Raw genomic sequence first — 20054 nt, 5'->3', positions numbered from 1 at the left:
CCTCCTGACTGATCAGGAGGTCTGGAACAACCCCGCCGGTCGTGGTTCCTCCTGATCAGTCAGGAGGTGCGCACCGGCGGTGCCGTGAGCCTTCCGCGAACCAGGACCAGAAGTAGACATCAAAGGTGAACCCGGGGCGCGGAGCAATCCGCGCCCCGGGTTATTTTGAGTGTAGTCCGCTCGCTCCGCGAGCGGTTGCAGAGCCCACTTGCCGAATACTTGAACTGCCTTTGTATTTCTACGCAACTGCTCGCGGAGCGAGCAGACTACATTGAAAACCTCAATACTCCGCGTTGCCCGGCGTGCGCGGGAACGGGATCACGTCGCGGATGTTCGCCATCCCGCTCAGGAACAGGATCGTGCGCTCCAACCCCAACCCGAAGCCCGAGTGCGGCACGGTGCCGTAGCGCCGGAGGTCGAGGTACCAGCCGTAGCCTTCCGGCTCCAACCCCTGTTCCCTCATGCGCGATTCGAGCACGTCGAGCTTTTCTTCGCGCTGGCTGCCGCCGATGATCTCGCCCACACCCGGCACGAGCACGTCCATCGCGCGGACCGTCTTCTGGTCGTCGTTCACCTTCATGTAGAAGGGTTTCAGCGTCCGCGGGTAGTCGTAGAGGATCACCGGGCACTTGAAGTGCTGTTCCGCCAGGTAGCGCTCGTGCTCGCTCTGGAGGTCGCTGCCCCAGGTCACCGGGTACTCCCACTTCTTCCCGCTCTTGAGCAGGATGTCCACGCCCTCCGTGTACGAGACGCGCTTGAACGGGTTGTTCAGCACGTTCTCCAGCTTCGCGAACAGCTCCTTGTTGTTCTCCAGCTTCTCCGCGAAGAACTTCAGGTCTTCCATGCAGAACTTCAGCGCGTCGGAGATGATGCGCTTCAGGAACGCCTCGGCGAGGTCCATGTTGTCGGTGAGTTCGTAAAAGGCCATTTCCGGCTCGATCATCCAGAACTCGGCGAGGTGGCGCGGGGTGTTCGAGTTCTCCGCGCGGAACGTCGGGCCGAACGTGTAAATCTTCCCCAACGCGCACGCGAACGCTTCACCCTGCAACTGCCCGCTCACGGTGAGGTACGCGGGCTTGCCGAAGAAGTCCTTCGTGTAGTCCACTTTCCCTTCGACCTTCGGCGGCTCGGCCGGGTCGATGGTGGACACGCGGAACATCGCCCCGGCGCCCTCGCAGTCGCTCGCGGTGATGACGGGCGTGTGGATGTAATAAAACCCGTGCTCGTGGAAGAACTGGTGGATCGACATCGAGACCTGGTGCCGCAGCCGCGCGACCGCGCCGAAGGTGTTGGTCCGCGGCCGGAGGTGCGCGATCCCGCGCAGGAACTCGAAGCTGTGGCCCTTCTTCTGGAGCTGGTACGTTTCGGAGTCCGCGTCGCCGATCAGTTCAACACGCGACGCGAGCACTTCCGTGGCTTGCCCCTTCGCGGGCGACGCCTTCACTTCGCCATCAATGCTCACGCTCGCGCCGGTGTGCAGGTGCTTCACCACGGCTTCGTAGTTCGCGAGCTCGCCCGGCGCCACGACCTGCACGTTCCCCTGGCACGAGCCGTCGTTCAATTCGATGAAGCTGAACCCGCCCTTCGAGTCGCGCCGCGTGCGCACCCACCCCTGCAACCGCACCTGTCGCCCGACCGCTTCGGCCTTGCGCGCGTCCGCCACACTGATCTTGTCCATGTGCTCAACCCGCTTCGTAGGGACTGATGTGATGACCGTGTCAGTGTAGCCGCGGGGCGGGTGCCCGGTAGTTGTGTTGCGCCGGCGCGGTGACCGTAAAGGCGATTTTTGAGGGGCGTTGATTGTTGCGAGCGCGGTCTGCGCTGTCGGATAATTGGGCCGGTGCCGATGGTACGGAGGGCGAACGATGACGTGGATCAAAACGACGCCGGTCGAAGAGGCCGGTCCCGAGTTGCGGAAGGTTTATGAGGCGGTGTACTCGCTGTACCCCAGTGAGTACGCGGTGACGGCCGCGGCGCTGATCCGGCCGGACGGCGGATCGGACAGCATCGTTGCCGCGCACAGCTTAATTCCCGAAGCGATGCGGCACATGATATCCGGCCTCGCGGTGATGTTTCAGCCGCACCTGCCGCTCACGCGGAACCAGCACGAGATGATCGCGTCCGTGGTCTCCGCGCAGAATCAGTGCTTCTACTGAACGGAGAGCCACATCGAGTTCTTCCGCCGGGCGAGTAGTGCCGATCCCGAGCACCCGACCGCCGCGACCGATGGACTCGCCGCCGAGTTACGGCGGGACTACACGAAGGCGCCACTATCCCCCGCGGACCGAGCGATGCTCGATTTCGTGGTCAAGCTGACGCACGCACCTTACAAGCACACGAGTGCGGACGTGGAGAAACTGCGCGCGGTCGGTTTCGACGACACCGGCATTTTGCAGATCACGCTGATCGCCGCGTACTTCAATTACATCAACCGCGTCGCGGACGCGCTCGGGGTCGGCAAACCGGCAGAGTGATTCCCGCGCGGGGGACTTTTGGGCGAACGGTCGGTGTCAGCCGGCCGGTGAGAACTCCATCCAGAATTGGTCCACGGTGCGGAACCATCTTTGGCGTCATCGCGACTCGCACCGGCCGGCTGACACCGGCCGTTCGCCCGTAGTGGTATCTACCGGCTTACGAGAGCCGCGGCGAGCATTAACAGCGCTGCGATCAGCGCCAGGACCGGGTTGAACGGGCGCGCGAGTCCAACCGGTCGGCGATATCCCACATCGTGTCCCCACAGTGGCTACTTGGGCGCGGCGAAGTCGAACACCAGGGTCGCGGTGTGCCGAATCGCGGTGTATTTCTTTCCTCCGAGTTCGCCGCTCTTGTCCTCTGACCGTCGAGCCGCGACGCAGTACCGGCCCTTATCAGCGAATGCGGACGTTAGACCGTCCTTGTCCGTTTTCACCGTCTCGTCCTTGTCTTCACCCTTTCCGGGCAACCCGACCGTGACCTCGGCGCCGGCCATCGGCTTTCCTCCAGCCAGAACCTTGAACCGGACCTTGTCCCCGTCCCGGACCGGCACGAGTTCCAGCGCGCCTCCAACTTCCGCACCCTTGATAAACGGGTCGCCGACGATCACCTTCGGGTAGTAGAAGGAGAGCAGCGGAGGGTTGTCGCCGCGCTGCGTCACCCCGGCTTCGGTGATCCCGAAAACGACCGCGTTCTTCCCCGCCGGCAGTTTGGCCCGGAAGAAGTTCCCGTCGCCCTTCTCGATCGCGACCTTGATGTCTTTGCCGTCCGCGTCGCGAACGGTGAGGATTGTCTTCTCGGCGCGGGTCGGGAAACTCGTCAGGTCCGGTGCGGCGGTGTGGCCGAACACGATCCGGGCTTCCGCGCCGTCCACGTACACGAACACGAAGTGAGCGTGCCCGGCAGCAGCCAGGCACCCGAGGGTCAGAAGCGCAGCGAGGTAACGCACGAGAGGTCTCCGGGAGAATGAGTGTGGTGGTGACCGGCGGTGTGACCAAAATGCACCAGCGGCATCTGTGACATCGGTGTTACGAATTTAAGAAGTGTGTTACTATCTACGGCGATCAGTGGCCATGAAAAGCGTGTGAACTTCGGCCCGAAGCCGCCGGGCCGAAGTTCACACGGGAGCGAAAGAGCGTAGTGGGCTAGTCGCGGGGGGTATTGTTGAACAGATCGTAACGTGAGGAATTTGGCGTCTTTGATTCTGAACGAGTGGGCGGGCGAGGGCGAGCGGTCTTGTCCTCAATACAGGGCGGGCAGGTAGCTATCGAACTCGGTCACGCGCGCGCATTCGCCGTGCGTCGCGATGAGTTGCAGAAGCTCGGCCCGGATGTCGTCCGCACCGAACGGGAAGATCATGTGCTGGTTCAGTTCCCGCTTCTCGTTCTCGTTCAGTTGCTCGAGGTCACGGACCGCGTCGGCCAGCGTCGCCTCCGGGAGCGTGAGGAACCTCACCACGAGCCAGTCGTGCAGGTCGTCACTGCAAAGGTTAGAACCCATTCGCCGTCTCCATATCTGCCACGCGGCGGAACTGTTTACTGTGTCCCACCATTTGTTGCGTTTTCCGTTCGCTTAAATTCGTTGCAAAATTGCGGCCGTACACGGGTCGCTTTCACATTCTGTTCGCTCGACTCGCGAGGTGTTCAGGCGGGGAAGATGGGTAATTCATAGCCGGCCGAAATTGCGATGCTTTGCCGGGCAAAATGGCGTGTTTTGCGTGACGGGAAAGGCTCGTGCGCTCACCAATCTGAAACACGACAGATCGATCGGCGCCTCGGCGCTGTACCATTCTGCGCACTGGGGCGTGCAATTTTGAACCAGCGGAGGCGCGGGTCGAGAACCAGCAACGCGCGCACCGGATGGAAGCCCCGCGCTTTCTCTTCACTATCAATGCCCTATGTAAAGCGAAGGTGTCACGCGGATACTCTGGGTGGGGAATTGTGCGACTTAGTTCGCGTCGCGTTCGATTCTCTGCACATGTGCGGGCGCTAGTTTCGTCATTGAGACCCGAGATGCAGCAACTTCCGTCGCCCGCTTCCGAAGTGCAACTCCTGGACTGGTTGCTCACCGCGCTCGCGCCGATGAACCGCACGCGCGTGAAGCAGGTGCTGCGCTCCGGGCGCGTTACGGTCAACGGCGCCTCGGTTACGCGACACGATCACCCGTTGCGCCCCGGCGACAAAGTGGGTATCGAGCGCGACGCGCCCGCCCCTGCCTCGAACCTGGCCGGGATTACCATCGTTCACGAAGATGCGTACCTCATTGTGATCGATAAACCGTCCGGGTTGCTCACGGTCGCGACGGAATCGGAGAAGACCGACACCGCGTTCGTGCGGTTGAGCGCGCACCTCGCTGCGCGGAACGCCGGGCGCCCGTTCGTCGTTCACCGGCTCGACCGCGACACGTCCGGGCTGCTCCTCTTCGCGCGGAGTGCCGAGGTCCGCGACCAACTTCAGGCGAGCTGGGAAGACGTGACCAAGACCTACCTCGCGGTGGTGGAGGGCGTGCCGAACCCGGCGCAGGGCACGATCGAGAACTTCCTGACCGAAGGGCGCGACTTGCGCGTGCGCGCGGGACGCACCCCGGGCAAGGACGCGAAGCGCGCGGTGACGCGGTATAAACTGCGCTCGTCACGCGGGGGCCATTCGCTCGTCGAGGTGGAACTGGAAACGGGCCGCAAGCACCAGATCCGCGTTCACATGGCGGGTTTGGGGTGCCCGGTCGCGGGCGACAAGATGTACGGTGCGACCACCGACCCCGTGCGCCGGTTGTGCCTGCACGCCTGGCGCCTCGCGTTCGACCACCCGTTCAGCGGCGAGCGCGTGGAAACGGAATCGCCCATTGCACCAGAGGTGGTGCGTATTGTGAATTAGCTGGACCGGAGTTTGAGTTCTTTCAGAGCGGTTCGGAGCAGGTCGGGGTCGCGCGCACCGAAGTGTTTGCGGAGCACCTGTTCCGGGTTGGAACAGATTGTGCACAAAACGGTAAAGTAAAGGGGCGTCGCATCGGTGTATGTGAAGAGTGACCGTTCTAGCGCGACCAGCAGATTCGGCAAGGCGCTCGCCGCTTCGCTGCCGTAAGGGTACAGCGCGCGCGCTGCTTCGGGCGCCGTGTCCGCATCGAGCAGTAGTCGGTTCAGTTCCGGTACCACGTCTTTCGCCGGCGGGCGCAACGCGCTGAGGCTCCGAACGACGTGGGCACGGAGGGCGCTATCGTGGAGGAGGAGTTCGAGCAGTTGGGGCACGACCTCGAGGGCCGCAGTGCCGAACTCCGGCACCGCTCGGACTGCGGCCGTGCGTATGGCGTCGTCTGGGTGCTTGAAGTGCGCGACGACCGCGCCCAGCAGCTTCGGGTCGGTCAGCCCCGATTCGAGAACGTCCCACAGCGCTGCGAGCCGGAACGTCGGGCTGCGCATCGCCAACCGTTCCAGGACGAGGGCGGGCGTCACGGCGGGCCGCCTATCGACCGTGTCCGGCGTGAACAGCGAGTCCCCCGTTTTGCGGAGGAAGCGCAACCCCGTTCCGAGCGTCTTGCGCGCGTCGGTGCGCAGGTGGTGACGCCACTCTGGAGATTCTTCGCCGCGTGCGTGGGCGAAGAGGGCCATCGCGTAGCCGAATTGAATTGACGACAAGTACCCCTGCTTGGAGACCGACCACCAACTGATGTTCCCGTCCCGTTTGGTCTCTTCGCGGATGGTCGCGTTCGCGGCGAAAATGCCCGCGCCGAGGAACACGGGGAGCAGGTCCGTCGTTGTCTCGTGGTCCGGTTCGTGCCCCGTCAGGTGCCCGCCGCGCAACAGGATCTCGTGCGCGAGTTCGTGGACGATCGTGGCGATCAGCCCGGGCGGGTCCGCGAGGCGCGATTCGGCAATAAAGATGTGCCCTTTCGCGCGCATCTCGTACAGCCCGGCCGCGTCCGGCATGAGGCGGTCGGGGAGCAGTTCTAGCGCGATCCCCTCGGGATCGATGCCCATATACCCGCACATGCGGTCGAGGCAGCGGCGCACGCTCGCGTAGTCCCCGGTGTACGCGTCGGGGAGGAACTCGGCGGTCGGGAGCACGACGCGCGCGTTCCGCATTCGGTGCGCGCCGAACCGCTCGGCGAACCACAGCATGCGCCGCTCGATCCACGTTTTTTCGGCGAGGTCGAGTGGGCACTTGGGAGTGAACAGGCCGAACATGGGCACCCCGGGCGCGGTGTACGTCTCGTTTCGCGATCATCGTACCACGAGTGCCGCGCCGTGACAGCACGGGGACCGGGCGATTGTTGGGTAAACGCCGCTTGGAGGTGTTTGTTACCCTTGGAGCACCCGCCGCCCTTGTGGGTGGTGGGTGTTGCCGCGAGCGCTCCGGGTCGGGAAGTAGACACCACGGGCTGGGGCGATCCTCGGCCCGTGGTGCCTATTTTCAGGCACGGAGGATCAGCGGCGACCGAAAATGAGGCCGAGCACCCGGAGCACCCATACGCCGTCGGTGGTGGGATCGCCGGTGCGACACGAGTTGAGCAGGTCCGCGCTCGTGCAGCCCGCCTCCTCCAGCGCGTCGGCCAGAATCGGGAACGTGTCCGTGGCCCCGTGGTAGCGGATCGAAAATGCGAGGTCTCGGGCCGCGTTGTTGTTGAACGCGAACCAGCGCTTCACGTCGTCTCGGTCGGGCTTCACTTTCTCGCGCACAGGGTTCCACGGTTTGAAGTCGATACCCGTGGGCTTCTCGCCTCCGTCTTCTTCGATACCACGAACTTGCTCCGCCCACACGCCCTGGATCAAGTCCGCGAGCGTCTCTCCGCGGTCCTCGGGATCTCCCTCCTCCATGCGTCGCAGGCAGTAGACTCGGTACTCGTTGCCCCTTTTGTGCGTGACGTCTTTTGGATCCCAGGCGTATGTGCGGCCACAGAAATCCGACCCGAAATACACGAGGCGGCCGAGCCAAGCTGCATTGGCGTTAGGGGGAAGATATTCGGGCCTGCGGTTCAGAAATTTGCCGCGGCAAGCGCTAGTTTCTGCGATGAGGTTCTGGTCCCCCTCGTCGCGCACGCCCAGGGGCGGTAAGCGGATGAGGTCCGCGGCCTCGCCCGGGCCGAACCGCTTCATGAACGTGCGGTAACTCTCGGGCACTCGGCACTTGAGGTGCGCTTCCAGTTCGTCCAACTCGACATCGGTAACCGGCGCCGGGTATACGTACTCGGGGAGGCGCGGCCTGGGCCGGACCTGGATCTGGTCGAACACCGCGTCCCACGGTCGCGCCTGCTTTCGCTTCGCCACGGTGGTTACTCCTTTTTTCGGTACACGCGCTGATGGTGAAGAGGATTTCACCGCAGAGAGCACGAGAGGGCGCGGAGAAGAACCGGAGCCGAACCGATCACGGTTACCCTGCTTTTTCTCTGCGCTCTCCGCGCCCTCTGCGGTGAAACACTCTTAAGCTCACCCCGCAACCGCCTTGATTTCGCGGCTCACGACCTCGATCACCGTTTCGAGCGAGCCGGGGGCGACGGCCGCGATGATCTCCTGATAGATGCCGTAGTCGTAGCTCGATGCGGTCGGCAAATAGCCCGGCTGCCAGTCGTTCGTCACCGTGCTGATGACGAGCGCCAAGTTCGGGAAGCGCGCGCGGAGCGTCGTCTGGAAGACCTGATACAGTTCGCCGGGGCAGAACACCCACACCGAGCTGCCGATGCGCGACACCGCGATCTGGTACGGGTACGATTTCCCCGGTGGCATTGCTGTGAGGCGCGTGAGTTGGCGCGTCATCTGCTCCGCGCGGGCGCGGCACTCGGACACGCGAGCCTCATCATTCCCAGCGCGGGCCGCAGATTCTTCGCGCTCCCACTTCGCTAGCTCGGCCCGCGTCTCTTCTATTGTGGGCAGCGAGAGCCGGTACGGGAGCGGGACGACGAACCGGCGCGTACACCACGCGGCGAACGCCGCCTGTTCTTCGGCGGGAACGGAACGGTGCGCCCAAGTGCCCAGGATCGCGCCGGACACGACCGATCCCGTGTACTCGAAATAAGTTCCCGGTGCGGGGAGCGATTCCAGCGCGGAGAGCGCGGCGAACCCGAGCTGCCGGCCGTTGCGGTCGGCGACGGTCGCGTCCCCGACGTACCCCTCGCGCGGGCCGAGGTCGCCGGACGCTCCCTGAATGAACAAACACGGCGCGCCCGTGCTCGTTTCGATCACCTCGCGCATCGCGCCCACGTAATCCGGGCTGATGAGAGTGTTCGCCCACGCCAGTGTCGTCGGGTGGCACGCATAGTTCACCACGGTGCCGAGCGTGCCGCGTGTACCGTCGGCGAGCACTTTTGCCACGAGCACAGTGTCGTCGGCCGCCCCCTCGGTGTTGAAGCCGCACACGAACTGCTTCGCATTCTCGTCCCAGGTGTCGCGGTGGGCCGCGAGTGCGCACCGTGCAGAACCATAAAGGATCGTTGCGTCGCGTGCCGAATCAATGGCGCGCCGCGCGAGCGCAACGCAGGTGCCCGCGAGTTGGTCGAGGTACGGCCCGATGAGGTCGCCGCCCGGGAGGTTCGCCCGCGAACGCGACATCCACCCCGAGCCGTGCGTGTGTGATAGCGCCACCATCACATCATCCGGCGCCACTTCGCCAACGCGGGTGCGGACGTTCTCGATTTCCGCACCGTCAAGGATGCAGTGATCCATCCCGATCACGAGTAACCGCCCGCCGCCGTCGAGTGCTTCGAGGAACAGCGCGGTGGCCGTGAGCGGCTTGTGGACGCCGGTGGCACGGTCGTGAAGTGCCGCGCCCCACATCCGGTGGTAGATGCCCACGGGGGGCGTGATGTCGGCCCGTGCGAACCCGGCCCGGCACCGTGCTTGAGGGGTGTTTACCCGCGTCTTCATTCTGGTTCCTCGAACAGCGTGCCCTTCGGATTCAAGAGCGTCCAACAGACCGCGGACCCGGCGAACATTCCCGCGAACAGGAGCAGCGTGAGGTTCCAATTACCCGTTCCCCCCACGAGTTGCCCCACCACGAACGGGAACAGCCCGGCGCCGATGTTCCCGGCCATGTTCATCGTGGCGAAGACCGGCGCCACACGCTTCCCGCCCATCGAGAGAGCAGTAGCGTAGGCGCTCACACCGCTCGCGTACCCACAGAACGCCGCGACGCTGATGAGCAGTACCGCGGTGTTCGCATCGTCCGCATAGAACGCCGCGAGTGAGACCCCCGCGCACACCGTCGTCGCGCACGCGGCGAGCCCCTGCCGGCTGAGGCGCGGGTTGCCGGTGCGGACCAGGAGCCAGTCGGAAATCGTTCCGCCCAGCAGCCCGCCGAGCATCCCGGCGAGGAGTGGCCACGCCGCCAGTCCGCCGGAACTCGCGACGCTGACGCCTTTTGTTTCTTGCAGGTACCGCGGGAACCACGTGAAGAACAGCGCGACCGCCCCGGCGCGCTGGAACTGCTGCGCACAGAGCAGGAGCATGTTTCGGTCGGTCAGTAACCGCGACCATTGCGCAGGCGCGGGCGGTTCGGCCGGCGCGGGGGGAACGAGCGCCCAATCGCCCGGCACCTCCGATTCTGGCGGGGGCTGTTCGGGGCGCGGAACCACCAGCGCGAACACGAACGCCCACACCAGCCCCGGCACCGCGTACACGACGAGGATTTCCTGCCACGCGAGCGGCCCGAGTAGCCGACCGGTGACGAACTGCGATAGCGCGGCCCCGCCGGCCATGCAGCACGCCAGCGCCCCGGACGCGAGCGCGTGCTCGGTGCGCGGGAACGTTGCGCCAATGGCCTTCGTTGCGCACACGAAGATGCCGGCCTGGGCGATTCCCATCAGCCCCCACAGTACCCACAGCCCGGTGAAACTCGTCGCGGCGCCGACGACCGCGGTCAGCGTGGACCACAGCACCGCGAACGTAATCAGTGCGGACTTGCTGCCGAGTCGGTCGGCGATCCACCCGGCGGGTAACTGGAACGCGGCGTACCCCGCGTACCACGCGAGCCACACCAGCCCCATGTCTTGCGCGGTCAGCCCGAGTTCGCTCTCAATGGCTTTTGAGGGCACGCCGAGCGCGGACCGCTGGAGGTACGCGATCACGGTCGCCGCGCACAGGAACGAGAGGAGTTGGTATCGCATGGTGGGGCTACGGCGGGGTGCCGAGCGCCTCCTGGAGGTGTGCGAACAGGCGGTCCACTTCGGTAGCGGTCTCGGCGTCCAGTTCCCAGCCGTAGGGCTTGCGCCGGCGCACACTCGGGAACAGCCCGCGCTTGTGCATCAGGTACTTTTCGACCGCTAGGAACCCGTCCAGCCCCGCTTGCAGTTGCAGCGCCACGATCGCGCCGATCGGGAACGAGACGCGGTACGCCGTGGCGTCGTCGCCGCGCTGGAGCGCTTTCCAAACAGCCACGATGCCGTCGAGCAGGTCCATTCCGGGCATCGTGCCGGCGATCCCGCGCCGGTAACTGTCGACGAGGAAGATCCCGCCCGAGCCCTCAAATATGGTCGCTTTCCCGCTGGTGGCGTCGCGCAGCGCGGACAGCGTGGGGCCGTTCGGCGCGGCTTCCGGTTTGAAGAGGATTTTGTCCGGGCCGTACTGTTCGAGGAGTTTGACACACACCGAAATCGGAATCGACTGCCCGACGTAGCCCGATGCGTCCTGCACGATGACCGGGATGCCGATCCCGTCGGCCAGCGCGCGGAAGTGATCGACGAGGTGCGCTTCGCTGAGCTTCGAGGTGAGCGGCGGAACGGCCATGACCGCGTCGCAGCCCTCTCTTTCGGCCGCCTTCGCGTGCGCGAGCGACTGCTTCGTGCTCTCCGCGCCCACCGCGACGAACACCGGTCCGCGGTTCCCGGCGAACCCGACCAGCATGTTCGCGAGCGACACGCGCTCGTGATCGGTGAGCCGCATCGTCTCGGACACCATCCCGGTGCCGACGCCGTTGGCGCCGACCCCGAACGCCCACTCGACCTCACGCTTGAGCACGAGTTCGTCGATCTCGTCGCCGTCGGTGAACGGCGTGTGCGCGATCGCCAGCACGCCGTGAAGCTTCTTGGGCATTCGGACTCCCGGAGAAAGGCGGAAAAGCCGCCGCAGATAAACTCAGGTACAGAAAAATCGCCGCGGATAAATGCAGTTACAGAGAAATCGCCGCGGATAAACGCAGATAACGCGGATTAAAACCAGATCAAGAATTATTCATGTAATCGCAGGTGCAGGCGTGTTGGGATTCGTTTTAATTGCATTAAATTGATAATTTTATTTCTGATCCGCGTTATCTGCGTTTATCCGCGGCTGCTTTCCTACCAGTCGCCCACGCTGCCGTCGGAGTAGAACACGCGCTGGGGCAGTTCCTGCTCGAACGGGTGCTTCTTCACCTCGGCCTCGTTGATGACGATGCCCAGGCCGGGCCGCGTGTTTGGGCGCACGATGCGGCCCTTCGGCTCGATGGTGAATCCTTCCTGCACCACGTCCGCGCGCCACGGGACGTCCGCGTGGACCGTTTCGCAGATGATGTAGCTCGGCTGGCTGAACCCGAACTCCAGGCTCGCGGCGGTGCTCACTGGTCCCTGCGGGTTGTGCGGCGCGAGCGCGATCCGGTGGGCTTCGGCGAGCGCCGCGATGCGCCGCGCTTCGCTCAGCCCGCCGCAGTGAGTGATGTCCACCTGGCACACCTCGCACGCGCGGGCGTTGAACAGATCCTTGAACGCGGCCAGGTTCGTCACGCGCTCGCCGGTCGCGATGGGCGTACTCACGGCTGCGTTGATCGCCGCGAGTCCGTCCACGCTCTCGGGCCAGCACGGTTCTTCGAGGAAGTACAGCCCGTAGGGTTCGAGCGCCTTGGCGAACTGCAACCCCATCGCGGGCGAGGGGCGGGCGTGGCAATCTACCATGATGTCGATGCCCGGACCAACGGCATCGCGCATCGCCGCAACGCACTTCTCGGCCGCGCGAATCGGCTTCTGGCCCTCCAGGGGAAGCGTCGGCGGAACGGCCATGCTCTTGAACGCGGTGAACCCGTCCGCGACCGCTTTTCGCGCGAGGTCCGCGAAGCGCTTCGCGTCCTCGGTGGCGGTTTCGTAGAAGTCTTCCATCTTGCCGCCCCCGAGGTGGCAGTACGTGCGGACGTGGTCCCGCACCGGCCCGCCCCAGAGCTTCGAGCACGGCACGCCGCACACCTTGCCCAAAATGTCCCACAGCGCGAGGTCGATTCCCGCGATGGCCGTGGCGCGAATGATCCCGTGCCCGTGCCAGAAGTGCTGGCGGTACATCATCTGCCAGAGGTGCTCGATGCGCGTGGGGTCTTCGCCCACGATCAGCTCGGCGCAGTCCTGGACGGCCCCGACGACGGCCCGCGTGTGCCACTCGAGCGTGGCCTCGCCCCACCCGAACAGCCCGTCCTGATCGGTAACGACCTTCACGAACACCCAGTTCCGCATCCGGGCGTGGCACACGTGCGTTTCGACCCGCGTAATCTTCATGGCGGCTCATTGTGCCGTGCCGCGCGCGCGAATGCTAGAGGCGAACCGGCGGGAATGCGGGTAAGCTATCGCGGTCCGCACCGGAGACCGGAATGAGCGACGAAGCCGCGCTGTTGCGCGCGATCCACACCGACCCCGACGACGACACCCCGCGCCTCGTGTACGCGGACTGGCTCGACGAGCACGGCCAGCCCGAGCGCGCCGAGTTCATCCGCGTGCAGGTCGAACTGGCTAACCAGAACGATGATTCGTCGGATGAAGCCCAAAAACTCACGCTCCGGGAAAAAACGATTCTGGAAGCTCACGGGACACAATGGAGGGTATCCGTTTCGCCGTTCAACGATGGGCTCTTCGTTCGAGGGTTTCTGGAAGTCGTGCTCGTGCGAGAACACGAAGATGTGTCAGCCAACTTCGAATTTCTTCATCACCTCCCCGCTCTTCGCCGCCTCCACATAAAAGCTTCCCTGACCCCCGACTTGCTCTGTACCATCGCCAACTTGCAGTGCCTGGAAGGACTCGAAATTTGGTCGTGGTTCGATCCCTCTTGGATCAAATTCCTCGATCCGCTTCCTTTCTGGACGTATGTGTACATTCAGCCGTTTGCGTGCGACGCGCGCGGGGTATGGGAAGAATTCCAGGAGCGCCGCATTAGCAGAGCGACGCGCCACGCCCCTGACCGGCAGAGATTGGCTGCAATTCGGTACCTACGTGGCATGAACGAGGACGACAAATCTTTGCGTCCAGATCGGCTCGTCAAATCTGTGAAGATGTGGGACATTCAAACGATCGATGCGGAATTTCGGATGTTATCGTACCTTCCAGAATTGGAAGAGATCGAGATACACCGAGGTCACGAAACCGTCGCGGGTCTTCGCCATTTCTCCTCCTTACCGCGCCTCAAGAAATTCGTCATCAGCGATACTGTTTGCGACTCACTCGTTCCCCTCATGAACTGCACGATGTTGGAGCACTTGGAATATCACAGCCTCGGAGGGGCGATCGGGGACGATAGCGTTATCGGTCTGGAACGACTCACGAAACTCCGGCATTTGGTACTGTGTCCTTGTACTTGGGGTAACGGTTTTCGCGACGCGACTCTACATCGAATCGGCGCCCTACGGGAACTACGATATCTCGAAATCGAACTCGGTACTCGCCAAGATGCTGAGACCGCCTGGGCGAATCGTATGGACGGCCAATTGTGGTTTGCCTCGATGCTCGAAAATAGTGCATCGGTTGCCGCTCTCGCGAACTTGACCAATTTGGAATTCCTATCCATCAACGATGACGAATACACCGGCGCCGAACTCCAGCAATTTCTGGCGGGTTTGCGCCAACACTAAGGAGCCCCATCGTGCAACGGATCACCCGCGAGCAAGCGCGGAAGTACGCCTTCGACTGGCGCGACGAGCCCCTGTTGCGCGTGCGCCCGGGCGAGTCGTTCGAGATCGAGACCTACGACGCCAGCACCGGGTACTTCAAGTCGCCGGCGGACAAGGCGATCCCCGGGAAGCGCCCGGGGTTCGACCGGTCCCCGCCGCACGCGAACCCGGTCGGCGGCCCGGTGTACCTCGAGGGCGCGGAGCGCGGTGACGCCCTCGTTATCACGCTCGAAGACATCGTGGTCGATGATTACTCGTGGGTCGCGATCGGTCCGCGGCGCGGGCCGCTGGGCGAATCGACCCGGTGGCCGGAACTGTCCGGCGACTACACCACGAAGATTTTCAAGCACACCCCGGGCGCCAGCGGCACCACGCGCGACGGCACGCTCCACTTCAGCGACAAGATCCGCTGGCCGATCACGCCCTTCGTGGGCACGCTCGGGGTGTGCCCGGACCGCGAGGTGGTGACCAGCCTGGACGGGCAGGGTCCGTGGGGCGGGAACCTCGACATCCGCGACGCGGCGGTCGGGAACCGCGTCTTCGTGCCCGTGTATCACCCCGGCGCGCTGTTCTACCTGGGCGACGTCCACGCGAGCCAGGGCGACACCGAGTTCACCGGGACCGCGGCCGAGACGAAGGCGACCGTCCGCGTGAAGTTGGAACTGGTGAAACAGAAGCGCGTGCCGTGGGTGCGGATCGAGAAGCCGGACGCGCTCGTGTCCGTGTTCGCGGACAAGCCGCTCGAGTCCGCGGTCGAAACGGCCACGTTCAACCTCATGGACTGGCTCATCACCGAGTACGGGTTCACGCCCACCGATGCGTACTGTCTCGTCAGCACGTGCCCGGACTTCCGCATCAACGTGTATCAGATGTGTAAGATCGCCAAACTGCAATACGTCGCGGGCGCGGAGATTCCGAAGAAGTACCTCGGGTGACCCGGGGCCGGGTGGTATTGGCGAACGGCCGGTGTAAGCCGGCCGGTGAGGAGAAGAACTTCGCGGTCCGGGCCTCACCCGCCGATTGTTTTCTCGGTCTTCTTGAACGCGACGGTCGTTGCTTTGGGAATTCTGACGACGTAAAGCGGGTAGTTGGGCTCGCACTGCACGTCGGTGGTCACCACGCAATACTCGACGACGACCTCGTCCCCGCTCGTAACCTTCTGCACTCCGGTTTGCTTCATCTCGGTCTTGGTGAGCACGGAACCGGATGGCCCGACCGCGACCGCGACCAGCACCTCTTTGTCGAAGTCCACTTTGACCGCGTCCAAGAATTTGCGGGTGTTCTCCGACGAGCACGTCTCGGTGAACGCTTTCCGCTCCTTCTCGGACCGGATGACGACTTCGGCCGCCTTCTTCGGCCCGCCGCTGTGGGTCTTCAGGATGGTCTCGAAGGCAACTTTCTCGTCACCGGTCGATGTGCCGACCAGGGCGACCGCGGCGACCACCGCGAGCAACTGTTTCATCGGGCAAGCTCCCCATCAAGTTGTCTGCGGCTCGTGCCGCTCAACTTTAGACGAGGGAACAGACGGCCCGGATTGTAACTGATCTGGTACAACTGTGGGCGCCCGCTCGGGCGCTGTTGGAACGGCTTTGACCGCGGTCGGTGCCGTCACGACTTCGTGGATGAACTGCAACTTCTCGATGACCGGGGCCGAAATCACGAACGGGTAGCCGTCCGACAGGCCCAGGCCGCGGTTGAGGTTGTTCAGAACGTAGGTCAGCGCGTGCCAGTCCTTGAGCATGGCGTCGAACGCCGACGGCGTGGGCGCCTCCACCTTCGTTCCCGGCTTCATTGCCGGCTCACCCACCCGTTTCGGCTTCACCGACAAGCCGCACCCGATGGCCGTTTCCAGGGTGTCGATCATGTGCAGGTAGTGCGCCCACGTCTCGGCCCAGTCCTCCCACGGGTGGGCGGTCGCGTAGGTGGAGATGAAGCGCTCTTGCCAGTCCGGGGGCGCGCCGGTTTTGTAATGCCGATCGAGCGCCAGAGCGTAGTCTTCGCGCTCGTCGCCGAACAACGCGCGGAACCGGTCGAGGTGCGGACCGTCCTTGATGAGCACGTCCCAGTAGTAGTGGCCGATCTCGTGGCGGAAGTGCCCGAGTACGGTGCGGTACGGTTCCCCCATCTGTTGCCGTCGGCGCTCGCGCTCGGCGTCGTCCGCTTCGGCGATGTTAACGGTAATCAGGCCGTTGTCGTGCCCGGTCAGCACCGCGGGCGCTGCGGGGTCGGTCGGATCGGCGAGAAACTCGAACGCCAGCCCGGTCGCGGGTTCGTCCTGTTTACTCGCGATCGGCAACTTGAGGGCGAGCAACGTGTACAGCAGGCGCCGTTTAGCGACTTCGAGCTTGTACCACGCTTCTTTGTTCCCGGGCGGGGCGAGATCGGGAATGACGCGGGTCAGTCGACAGGACGAGCAGTACGGGTCGTCATCGTCCGCGGGCACCGCCCAGTTGCAGACGTTGTGCTCGGTGTAGTTCTGACAGAGCCGATACGTCTTGCCCTCGGCCCGCGCGAGCGGCGACCGCCACAGCCCGTCGCCGGCGTTGTCGAGTGAACCTGTTACCCCCAGGTCCGGGAGATAGGCGAGCGGGTGCTCACAGCGGACGCAGTGAACGCTCTCGAAGAAAACGAGGTGATCGCAGTGGTCGCAATGGAAGACTTTCATCAGTGCTTTTGGCTTCGTTCCGCGCCCGTAGCGGGTTGGGGCAATACACCGCGATTCTGCAATAAGCGAACGACGTGCCGGTAATGGTCGCAATCTGACATTCTGCAGACGGATGGTGGCTGATTCGCGTTGTGCGACGGGATGTGTGCGTGAAATGGTGGACGGCGCTGGTGACAGGCCCGCACCCGATGGACCGGAAGGCCCACCGGGAACGCAGTCATTCCTCGTCCGCGGGGCGATTCGGCGCATCGCCGTGTTGGACCTGGAACGCCAACTGTTCCAATTGAATCGCCAAGTCGACGGTAACGAGTCGCACCCGGCGCGGGAGTTTGAGCACCACGGGGGCGAAGTTCAGGATGCCCCGAACTCCCGCTGCGACCAGTGCCTCGGCGACCGCGTGTGCCGGTTCCCCGGGGACCGTCAGCACGCCCAGTTCCGCCTGGAGTTCTGCGAGCCGAGCGGGGAGGGCGGACACCGGTTCCACGGTCAACCCTTCGACGTCCTGGCCGACTTTCGACGGGTCACTGTCGAACAGGCCAACGATTCGGAACCCCTGCGCCCGGAACCCCTGGTACTTCAAGAGGGCGCGGCCCAGGTTGCCGACGCCGACCAGCACCGCGCGCCACTGGCGGTTGATGCCCAGGGCCGTTCGGATCGCGGCGGCCAGTTCGTGCGCATCGTACCCGACCCCGCGCTGGCCCAGGTGCCCGAGCGCGGCGAGGTCGCGGCGCACCTGGGCGTCGCTCACGCCAACGGCTTCGGCGATGCGGCTACTGGAGACCTTTTCGCCGTCGGTCGGCCAGTCGCCCACGCACCGCAAATAGAGGCTGAGCCGCTGGGCCGCTGCCCGCGAGAGCCGTTGACTCCGCTCGGCTGGCACGCCGTCCAAAGCTGACCTCCTGTCGGGGAATGGGGCTACGAATCGACGGCGGGTGGAATTCGGGGAGCAGTAGTGGTCCGCTGTCGCCGACTCATTTTACCTCGAGTCGGCGCTCCGTTCTCGGATTCCTCGCACCTTTTTCGTCCCATTTTCGTGCGGACCCGGCCCGATCACGGACGCGACTCGAGGGCCGGGCCAAAGGAGTGTCTACGAGCAAAGTGCCGCGGGCGTTCGGGTTCGAGTGTTCTGAGTGTATTGAGAGCGGGTGGAAGGTCTATGCGTCTAACTTTCCGACGATTTTCGAGTGGTGCTCTCGGCGATCGAATCATCGCGGGGACACACCCCTTGTGGCGAATCGTCTCAAAACGCCTTGAACGGCGCTTCGGGTCACTTCTTACCGGTCCACGACACCGGGATCGACACCTCGCCCCCCTGTTCGCCCATGCGCACGCGCACCGTACACCGCCCGGCTTGCGCCGTGGCTGCTTCGGGGACCGTGATGCGAACGGTCGCGACCGGCCCGCTGCCCGTGGAGCACTTCACCTGCACGCCGGGGAGGTCGCTCTCCGCGCTCGCGATGCTCACGGCTTTTCCGTCCGGTGAGCGGAGTTGCACGAGCGTGGAAACCTCCGTTTGGCCGGCCGCGAGGCGCACCGATACGGCTTCCGGGGTCGCGGTCACCGCACCCGCGACGCGCTTCAGAACGCGCACCGGGATACGCAGTTCCGGGCACTCCGCGTCATCGGTGTACAGCACCACGGTTTCGTCGCGGTGCCCGGCGGGTGCGTTCGCGGCGAGTTTGACCGTCACCGACTGCGTGCGCCCCACAGCGCCGGTCGCCGCCGGCCCGACTTCGACCGTCAGGTGCGCGGCCGAGGACGCGGCTTTCAGGACGGTCAGGGGCTTGGCCCGCTTGTCACCGACCACGAGCGCTTGGCTCGCTTCTCCCGCGGTGGAGAACGCGACCTGCGGAGGTGTTACGGAGATGTCCCGCGAGAGCGTCGCCGTGATCTGAAGGAGCAACTCGCCCGTCTGGGCGGGAGCACCGGGCAGCTCCACCTTGTACGATACCGTCACCTGCCAGCGGTTCGGGCCGTCCGGCTGCGTCAGCGTGTTCACTTCGAGTGCGAGTTTGGTTTTCTCGCCCGCGGGCAACACGTTCGCGGCCACCCCCTGACGCAGACAACCGCACCCGGCCTCGACCTTCGTAATCGTCACGGTGCCCGCGGTCGCGTTCGTTAAGTCGAACGTGTGGACCAGTGGCGGGCCGGCCTTCACGTCACCCTTCGACGCGACCGGCGCCGGGCTGTGGAACGTGACCGGTGCCGGAGCCGGCTGGCCGGCGGCCAGCGCGGAGAGCAGAATGAGTGTGTTCATGACCACGTCGGATAGCGTCCCGCCGAACCCGCGCGAAGTGCAAAATCGTAACCCGTAGTGAGAGCATGACTAACGCAGGAAAATTGGGCGAAATGCGGGTGCTCGTGGGTGCGTGCCCCGCAGCGCTCGATCGCGTGCCGGGAGAACACGAGGTGTGCGCGTGGGTGGTTGATCTCGAGCGCCCGCCCGTTCCCGCCGAGGAACTGTTTAATCGGCTCACACCCGAAGAACAGACGCGGGCGCTGCGGTACAAGATCGCCAAGGCGCGCGAACAGTTCTCTATCGGGCGCGGGTTGCTCCGCGGGTTGCTCGGTGAGTGCCTGGCAGTGGCACCTTCTGCGGTCTCGCTCGCGTACCTGCCGTCGGGAAAGCCGGTGCTGAACGGGGAATCGGGGCTGCACTTCAACCTGACGCACACGGACGGGATCGCGGTCATCGCGGTCAGTTGGCGCCGCGTTGGTGTCGATGTCGAGCGCGTGCGGATTGTTGAAAACGCGGAGGGGCTGGTTCGGCGCTACTTTTCGTCCGCGGAGGGCGTCGCGTATCGGGCACTCCCCGAACCGAATCGACAGGCGGGCTTCTTTCGCGGCTGGACCACGAAAGAAGCTGTAATCAAGGCCGCGGGCGCAACAGTCGGGTGCCTCGCGGATTTCGATGTGGAACTGGACCCGGAACGCCCCCCGTGCGTGAACGCGGTCCGCGATCCGCAACTCACCGGACCCGGCTGGGCGCTCGCGGAATGGACCGCTCAGGGCGACGCCGCCATCGCCATTGCGGTGGAAGGCGCCGGTGCGCTGAAGGTCGAAAAGCTGGGTCACGGGTGAACGCAGAGGACAGAGGA

Annotated in this window: 19 protein-coding genes; 6 read left to right on the top strand and 13 right to left on the bottom strand. The window is 64.5% G+C overall.

What is annotated here, in order from left to right; genetic code table 11:
• Positions 1 to 280: 280 nt before the first annotated feature.
• Positions 281 to 1678 (bottom strand): asparagine--tRNA ligase, encoded by a 1398-nt coding sequence (gene asnS / locus J8F10_RS34650; protein WP_210662422.1) that lies wholly within the window; start codon positions 1676 to 1678, stop codon positions 281 to 283.
• A gap of 187 nt (positions 1679 to 1865) precedes the next feature.
• Here asnS and J8F10_RS34645 point away from each other — a divergent pair, with 187 nt between their 5' ends.
• On the top strand, positions 1866 to 2156 hold the full coding sequence (locus tag J8F10_RS34645) for a hypothetical protein (protein WP_210662420.1): 291 nt from the start codon (positions 1866 to 1868) through the stop codon (positions 2154 to 2156).
• 135 nt (positions 2157 to 2291) lie between these two features.
• The gene (locus tag J8F10_RS34640; RefSeq protein WP_210662418.1) at positions 2292 to 2474 is read left to right on the top strand and encodes a hypothetical protein; all 183 of its coding nucleotides are present in this window, start codon (positions 2292 to 2294) and stop codon (positions 2472 to 2474) included.
• 269 nt (positions 2475 to 2743) lie between these two features.
• Here J8F10_RS34640 and J8F10_RS40475 read toward each other — a convergent pair whose 3' ends face one another.
• Both J8F10_RS40475 and J8F10_RS34630 read right to left on the bottom strand, forming a co-directional pair.
• Positions 2744 to 3421, bottom strand: a complete 678-nt coding sequence (locus J8F10_RS40475; protein ID WP_210662416.1) for a DUF4198 domain-containing protein — start codon at positions 3419 to 3421, stop codon at positions 2744 to 2746.
• A 293-nt stretch (positions 3422 to 3714) separates the two neighbouring features.
• Positions 3715 to 3972, bottom strand: a complete 258-nt coding sequence (locus tag J8F10_RS34630) for a hypothetical protein (protein ID WP_210662414.1) — start codon at positions 3970 to 3972, stop codon at positions 3715 to 3717.
• 512 nt (positions 3973 to 4484) lie between these two features.
• Between J8F10_RS34630 and J8F10_RS34625 the strand changes: the two genes are divergently transcribed.
• Positions 4485 to 5345, top strand: coding sequence for an RluA family pseudouridine synthase (locus J8F10_RS34625; RefSeq protein ID WP_210662412.1), 861 nt, complete (start codon positions 4485 to 4487; stop codon positions 5343 to 5345).
• Here the strand turns inward: J8F10_RS34625 and J8F10_RS34620 are convergent.
• The 6 genes from J8F10_RS34620 to dgoD all read right to left on the bottom strand — a co-directional run bounded on the left by J8F10_RS34620 (position 5342) and on the right by dgoD (position 12909).
• A complete protein-coding gene (locus tag J8F10_RS34620; protein WP_210662409.1) occupies positions 5342 to 6652 on the bottom strand; it encodes a HEAT repeat domain-containing protein in 1311 nt (436 codons plus the stop codon). The genes J8F10_RS34625 and J8F10_RS34620 overlap by 4 nt on opposite strands.
• Before the next feature lie 240 nt (positions 6653 to 6892).
• The gene (locus J8F10_RS34615) at positions 6893 to 7732 is read right to left on the bottom strand and encodes an SMI1/KNR4 family protein (protein WP_210662407.1); all 840 of its coding nucleotides are present in this window, start codon (positions 7730 to 7732) and stop codon (positions 6893 to 6895) included.
• 159 nt (positions 7733 to 7891) lie between these two features.
• Positions 7892 to 9325: a neutral/alkaline non-lysosomal ceramidase N-terminal domain-containing protein gene (locus J8F10_RS34610; protein ID WP_210662405.1), complete on the bottom strand. Its 1434-nt coding sequence runs from the start codon at positions 9323 to 9325 to the stop codon at positions 7892 to 7894.
• Positions 9322 to 10563 (bottom strand): MFS transporter, encoded by a 1242-nt coding sequence (locus J8F10_RS34605; protein ID WP_210662402.1) that lies wholly within the window; start codon positions 10561 to 10563, stop codon positions 9322 to 9324. The genes J8F10_RS34610 and J8F10_RS34605 overlap by 4 nt, the downstream gene beginning before the upstream one ends.
• A gap of 7 nt (positions 10564 to 10570) precedes the next feature.
• A complete protein-coding gene (locus J8F10_RS34600) occupies positions 10571 to 11488 on the bottom strand; it encodes a dihydrodipicolinate synthase family protein (protein WP_210662400.1) in 918 nt (305 codons plus the stop codon).
• A gap of 242 nt (positions 11489 to 11730) precedes the next feature.
• The gene (gene dgoD / locus J8F10_RS34595) at positions 11731 to 12909 is read right to left on the bottom strand and encodes a galactonate dehydratase (RefSeq protein WP_210662398.1); all 1179 of its coding nucleotides are present in this window, start codon (positions 12907 to 12909) and stop codon (positions 11731 to 11733) included.
• A 92-nt stretch (positions 12910 to 13001) separates the two neighbouring features.
• On the opposite strand from dgoD, the gene J8F10_RS34590 reads away from it, so the two are divergent.
• Together J8F10_RS34590 and J8F10_RS34585 are read left to right on the top strand one after the other, a co-directional pair.
• Positions 13002 to 14252 (top strand): TIGR02996 domain-containing protein, encoded by a 1251-nt coding sequence (locus tag J8F10_RS34590; RefSeq protein ID WP_210662396.1) that lies wholly within the window; start codon positions 13002 to 13004, stop codon positions 14250 to 14252.
• A gap of 11 nt (positions 14253 to 14263) precedes the next feature.
• Positions 14264 to 15226: an acetamidase/formamidase family protein gene (locus J8F10_RS34585; protein ID WP_210662395.1), complete on the top strand. Its 963-nt coding sequence runs from the start codon at positions 14264 to 14266 to the stop codon at positions 15224 to 15226.
• A 74-nt stretch (positions 15227 to 15300) separates the two neighbouring features.
• Here J8F10_RS34585 and J8F10_RS34580 read toward each other — a convergent pair whose 3' ends face one another.
• The 4 genes from J8F10_RS34580 to J8F10_RS34565 form a co-directional block, all read right to left on the bottom strand.
• The gene (locus J8F10_RS34580) at positions 15301 to 15753 is read right to left on the bottom strand and encodes a hypothetical protein (RefSeq protein WP_210662393.1); all 453 of its coding nucleotides are present in this window, start codon (positions 15751 to 15753) and stop codon (positions 15301 to 15303) included.
• A gap of 15 nt (positions 15754 to 15768) precedes the next feature.
• Positions 15769 to 16956, bottom strand: a complete 1188-nt coding sequence (locus J8F10_RS34575) for a zinc-binding metallopeptidase family protein (protein WP_210662391.1) — start codon at positions 16954 to 16956, stop codon at positions 15769 to 15771.
• Between the two features lie 217 nt (positions 16957 to 17173).
• Positions 17174 to 17836: a redox-sensing transcriptional repressor Rex gene (locus J8F10_RS34570; protein WP_315854265.1), complete on the bottom strand. Its 663-nt coding sequence runs from the start codon at positions 17834 to 17836 to the stop codon at positions 17174 to 17176.
• A gap of 387 nt (positions 17837 to 18223) precedes the next feature.
• Positions 18224 to 19213: a DUF1573 domain-containing protein gene (locus J8F10_RS34565; protein ID WP_210662388.1), complete on the bottom strand. Its 990-nt coding sequence runs from the start codon at positions 19211 to 19213 to the stop codon at positions 18224 to 18226.
• A gap of 65 nt (positions 19214 to 19278) precedes the next feature.
• On the opposite strand from J8F10_RS34565, the gene J8F10_RS34560 reads away from it, so the two are divergent.
• Complete coding sequence (locus J8F10_RS34560; protein ID WP_210662386.1) at positions 19279 to 20037, top strand: 4'-phosphopantetheinyl transferase superfamily protein; 759 nt, start codon at positions 19279 to 19281, stop codon at positions 20035 to 20037.
• Positions 20038 to 20054 lie beyond the last annotated feature (17 nt).

Source organism: Gemmata palustris, assembly GCF_017939745.1.
In the GTDB taxonomy this organism is placed as follows: domain Bacteria; phylum Planctomycetota; class Planctomycetia; order Gemmatales; family Gemmataceae; genus Gemmata; species Gemmata palustris.
Note: the sequence above shows the minus strand (reverse complement) of the source record. Positions and strands in the feature narration are given on the sequence as shown.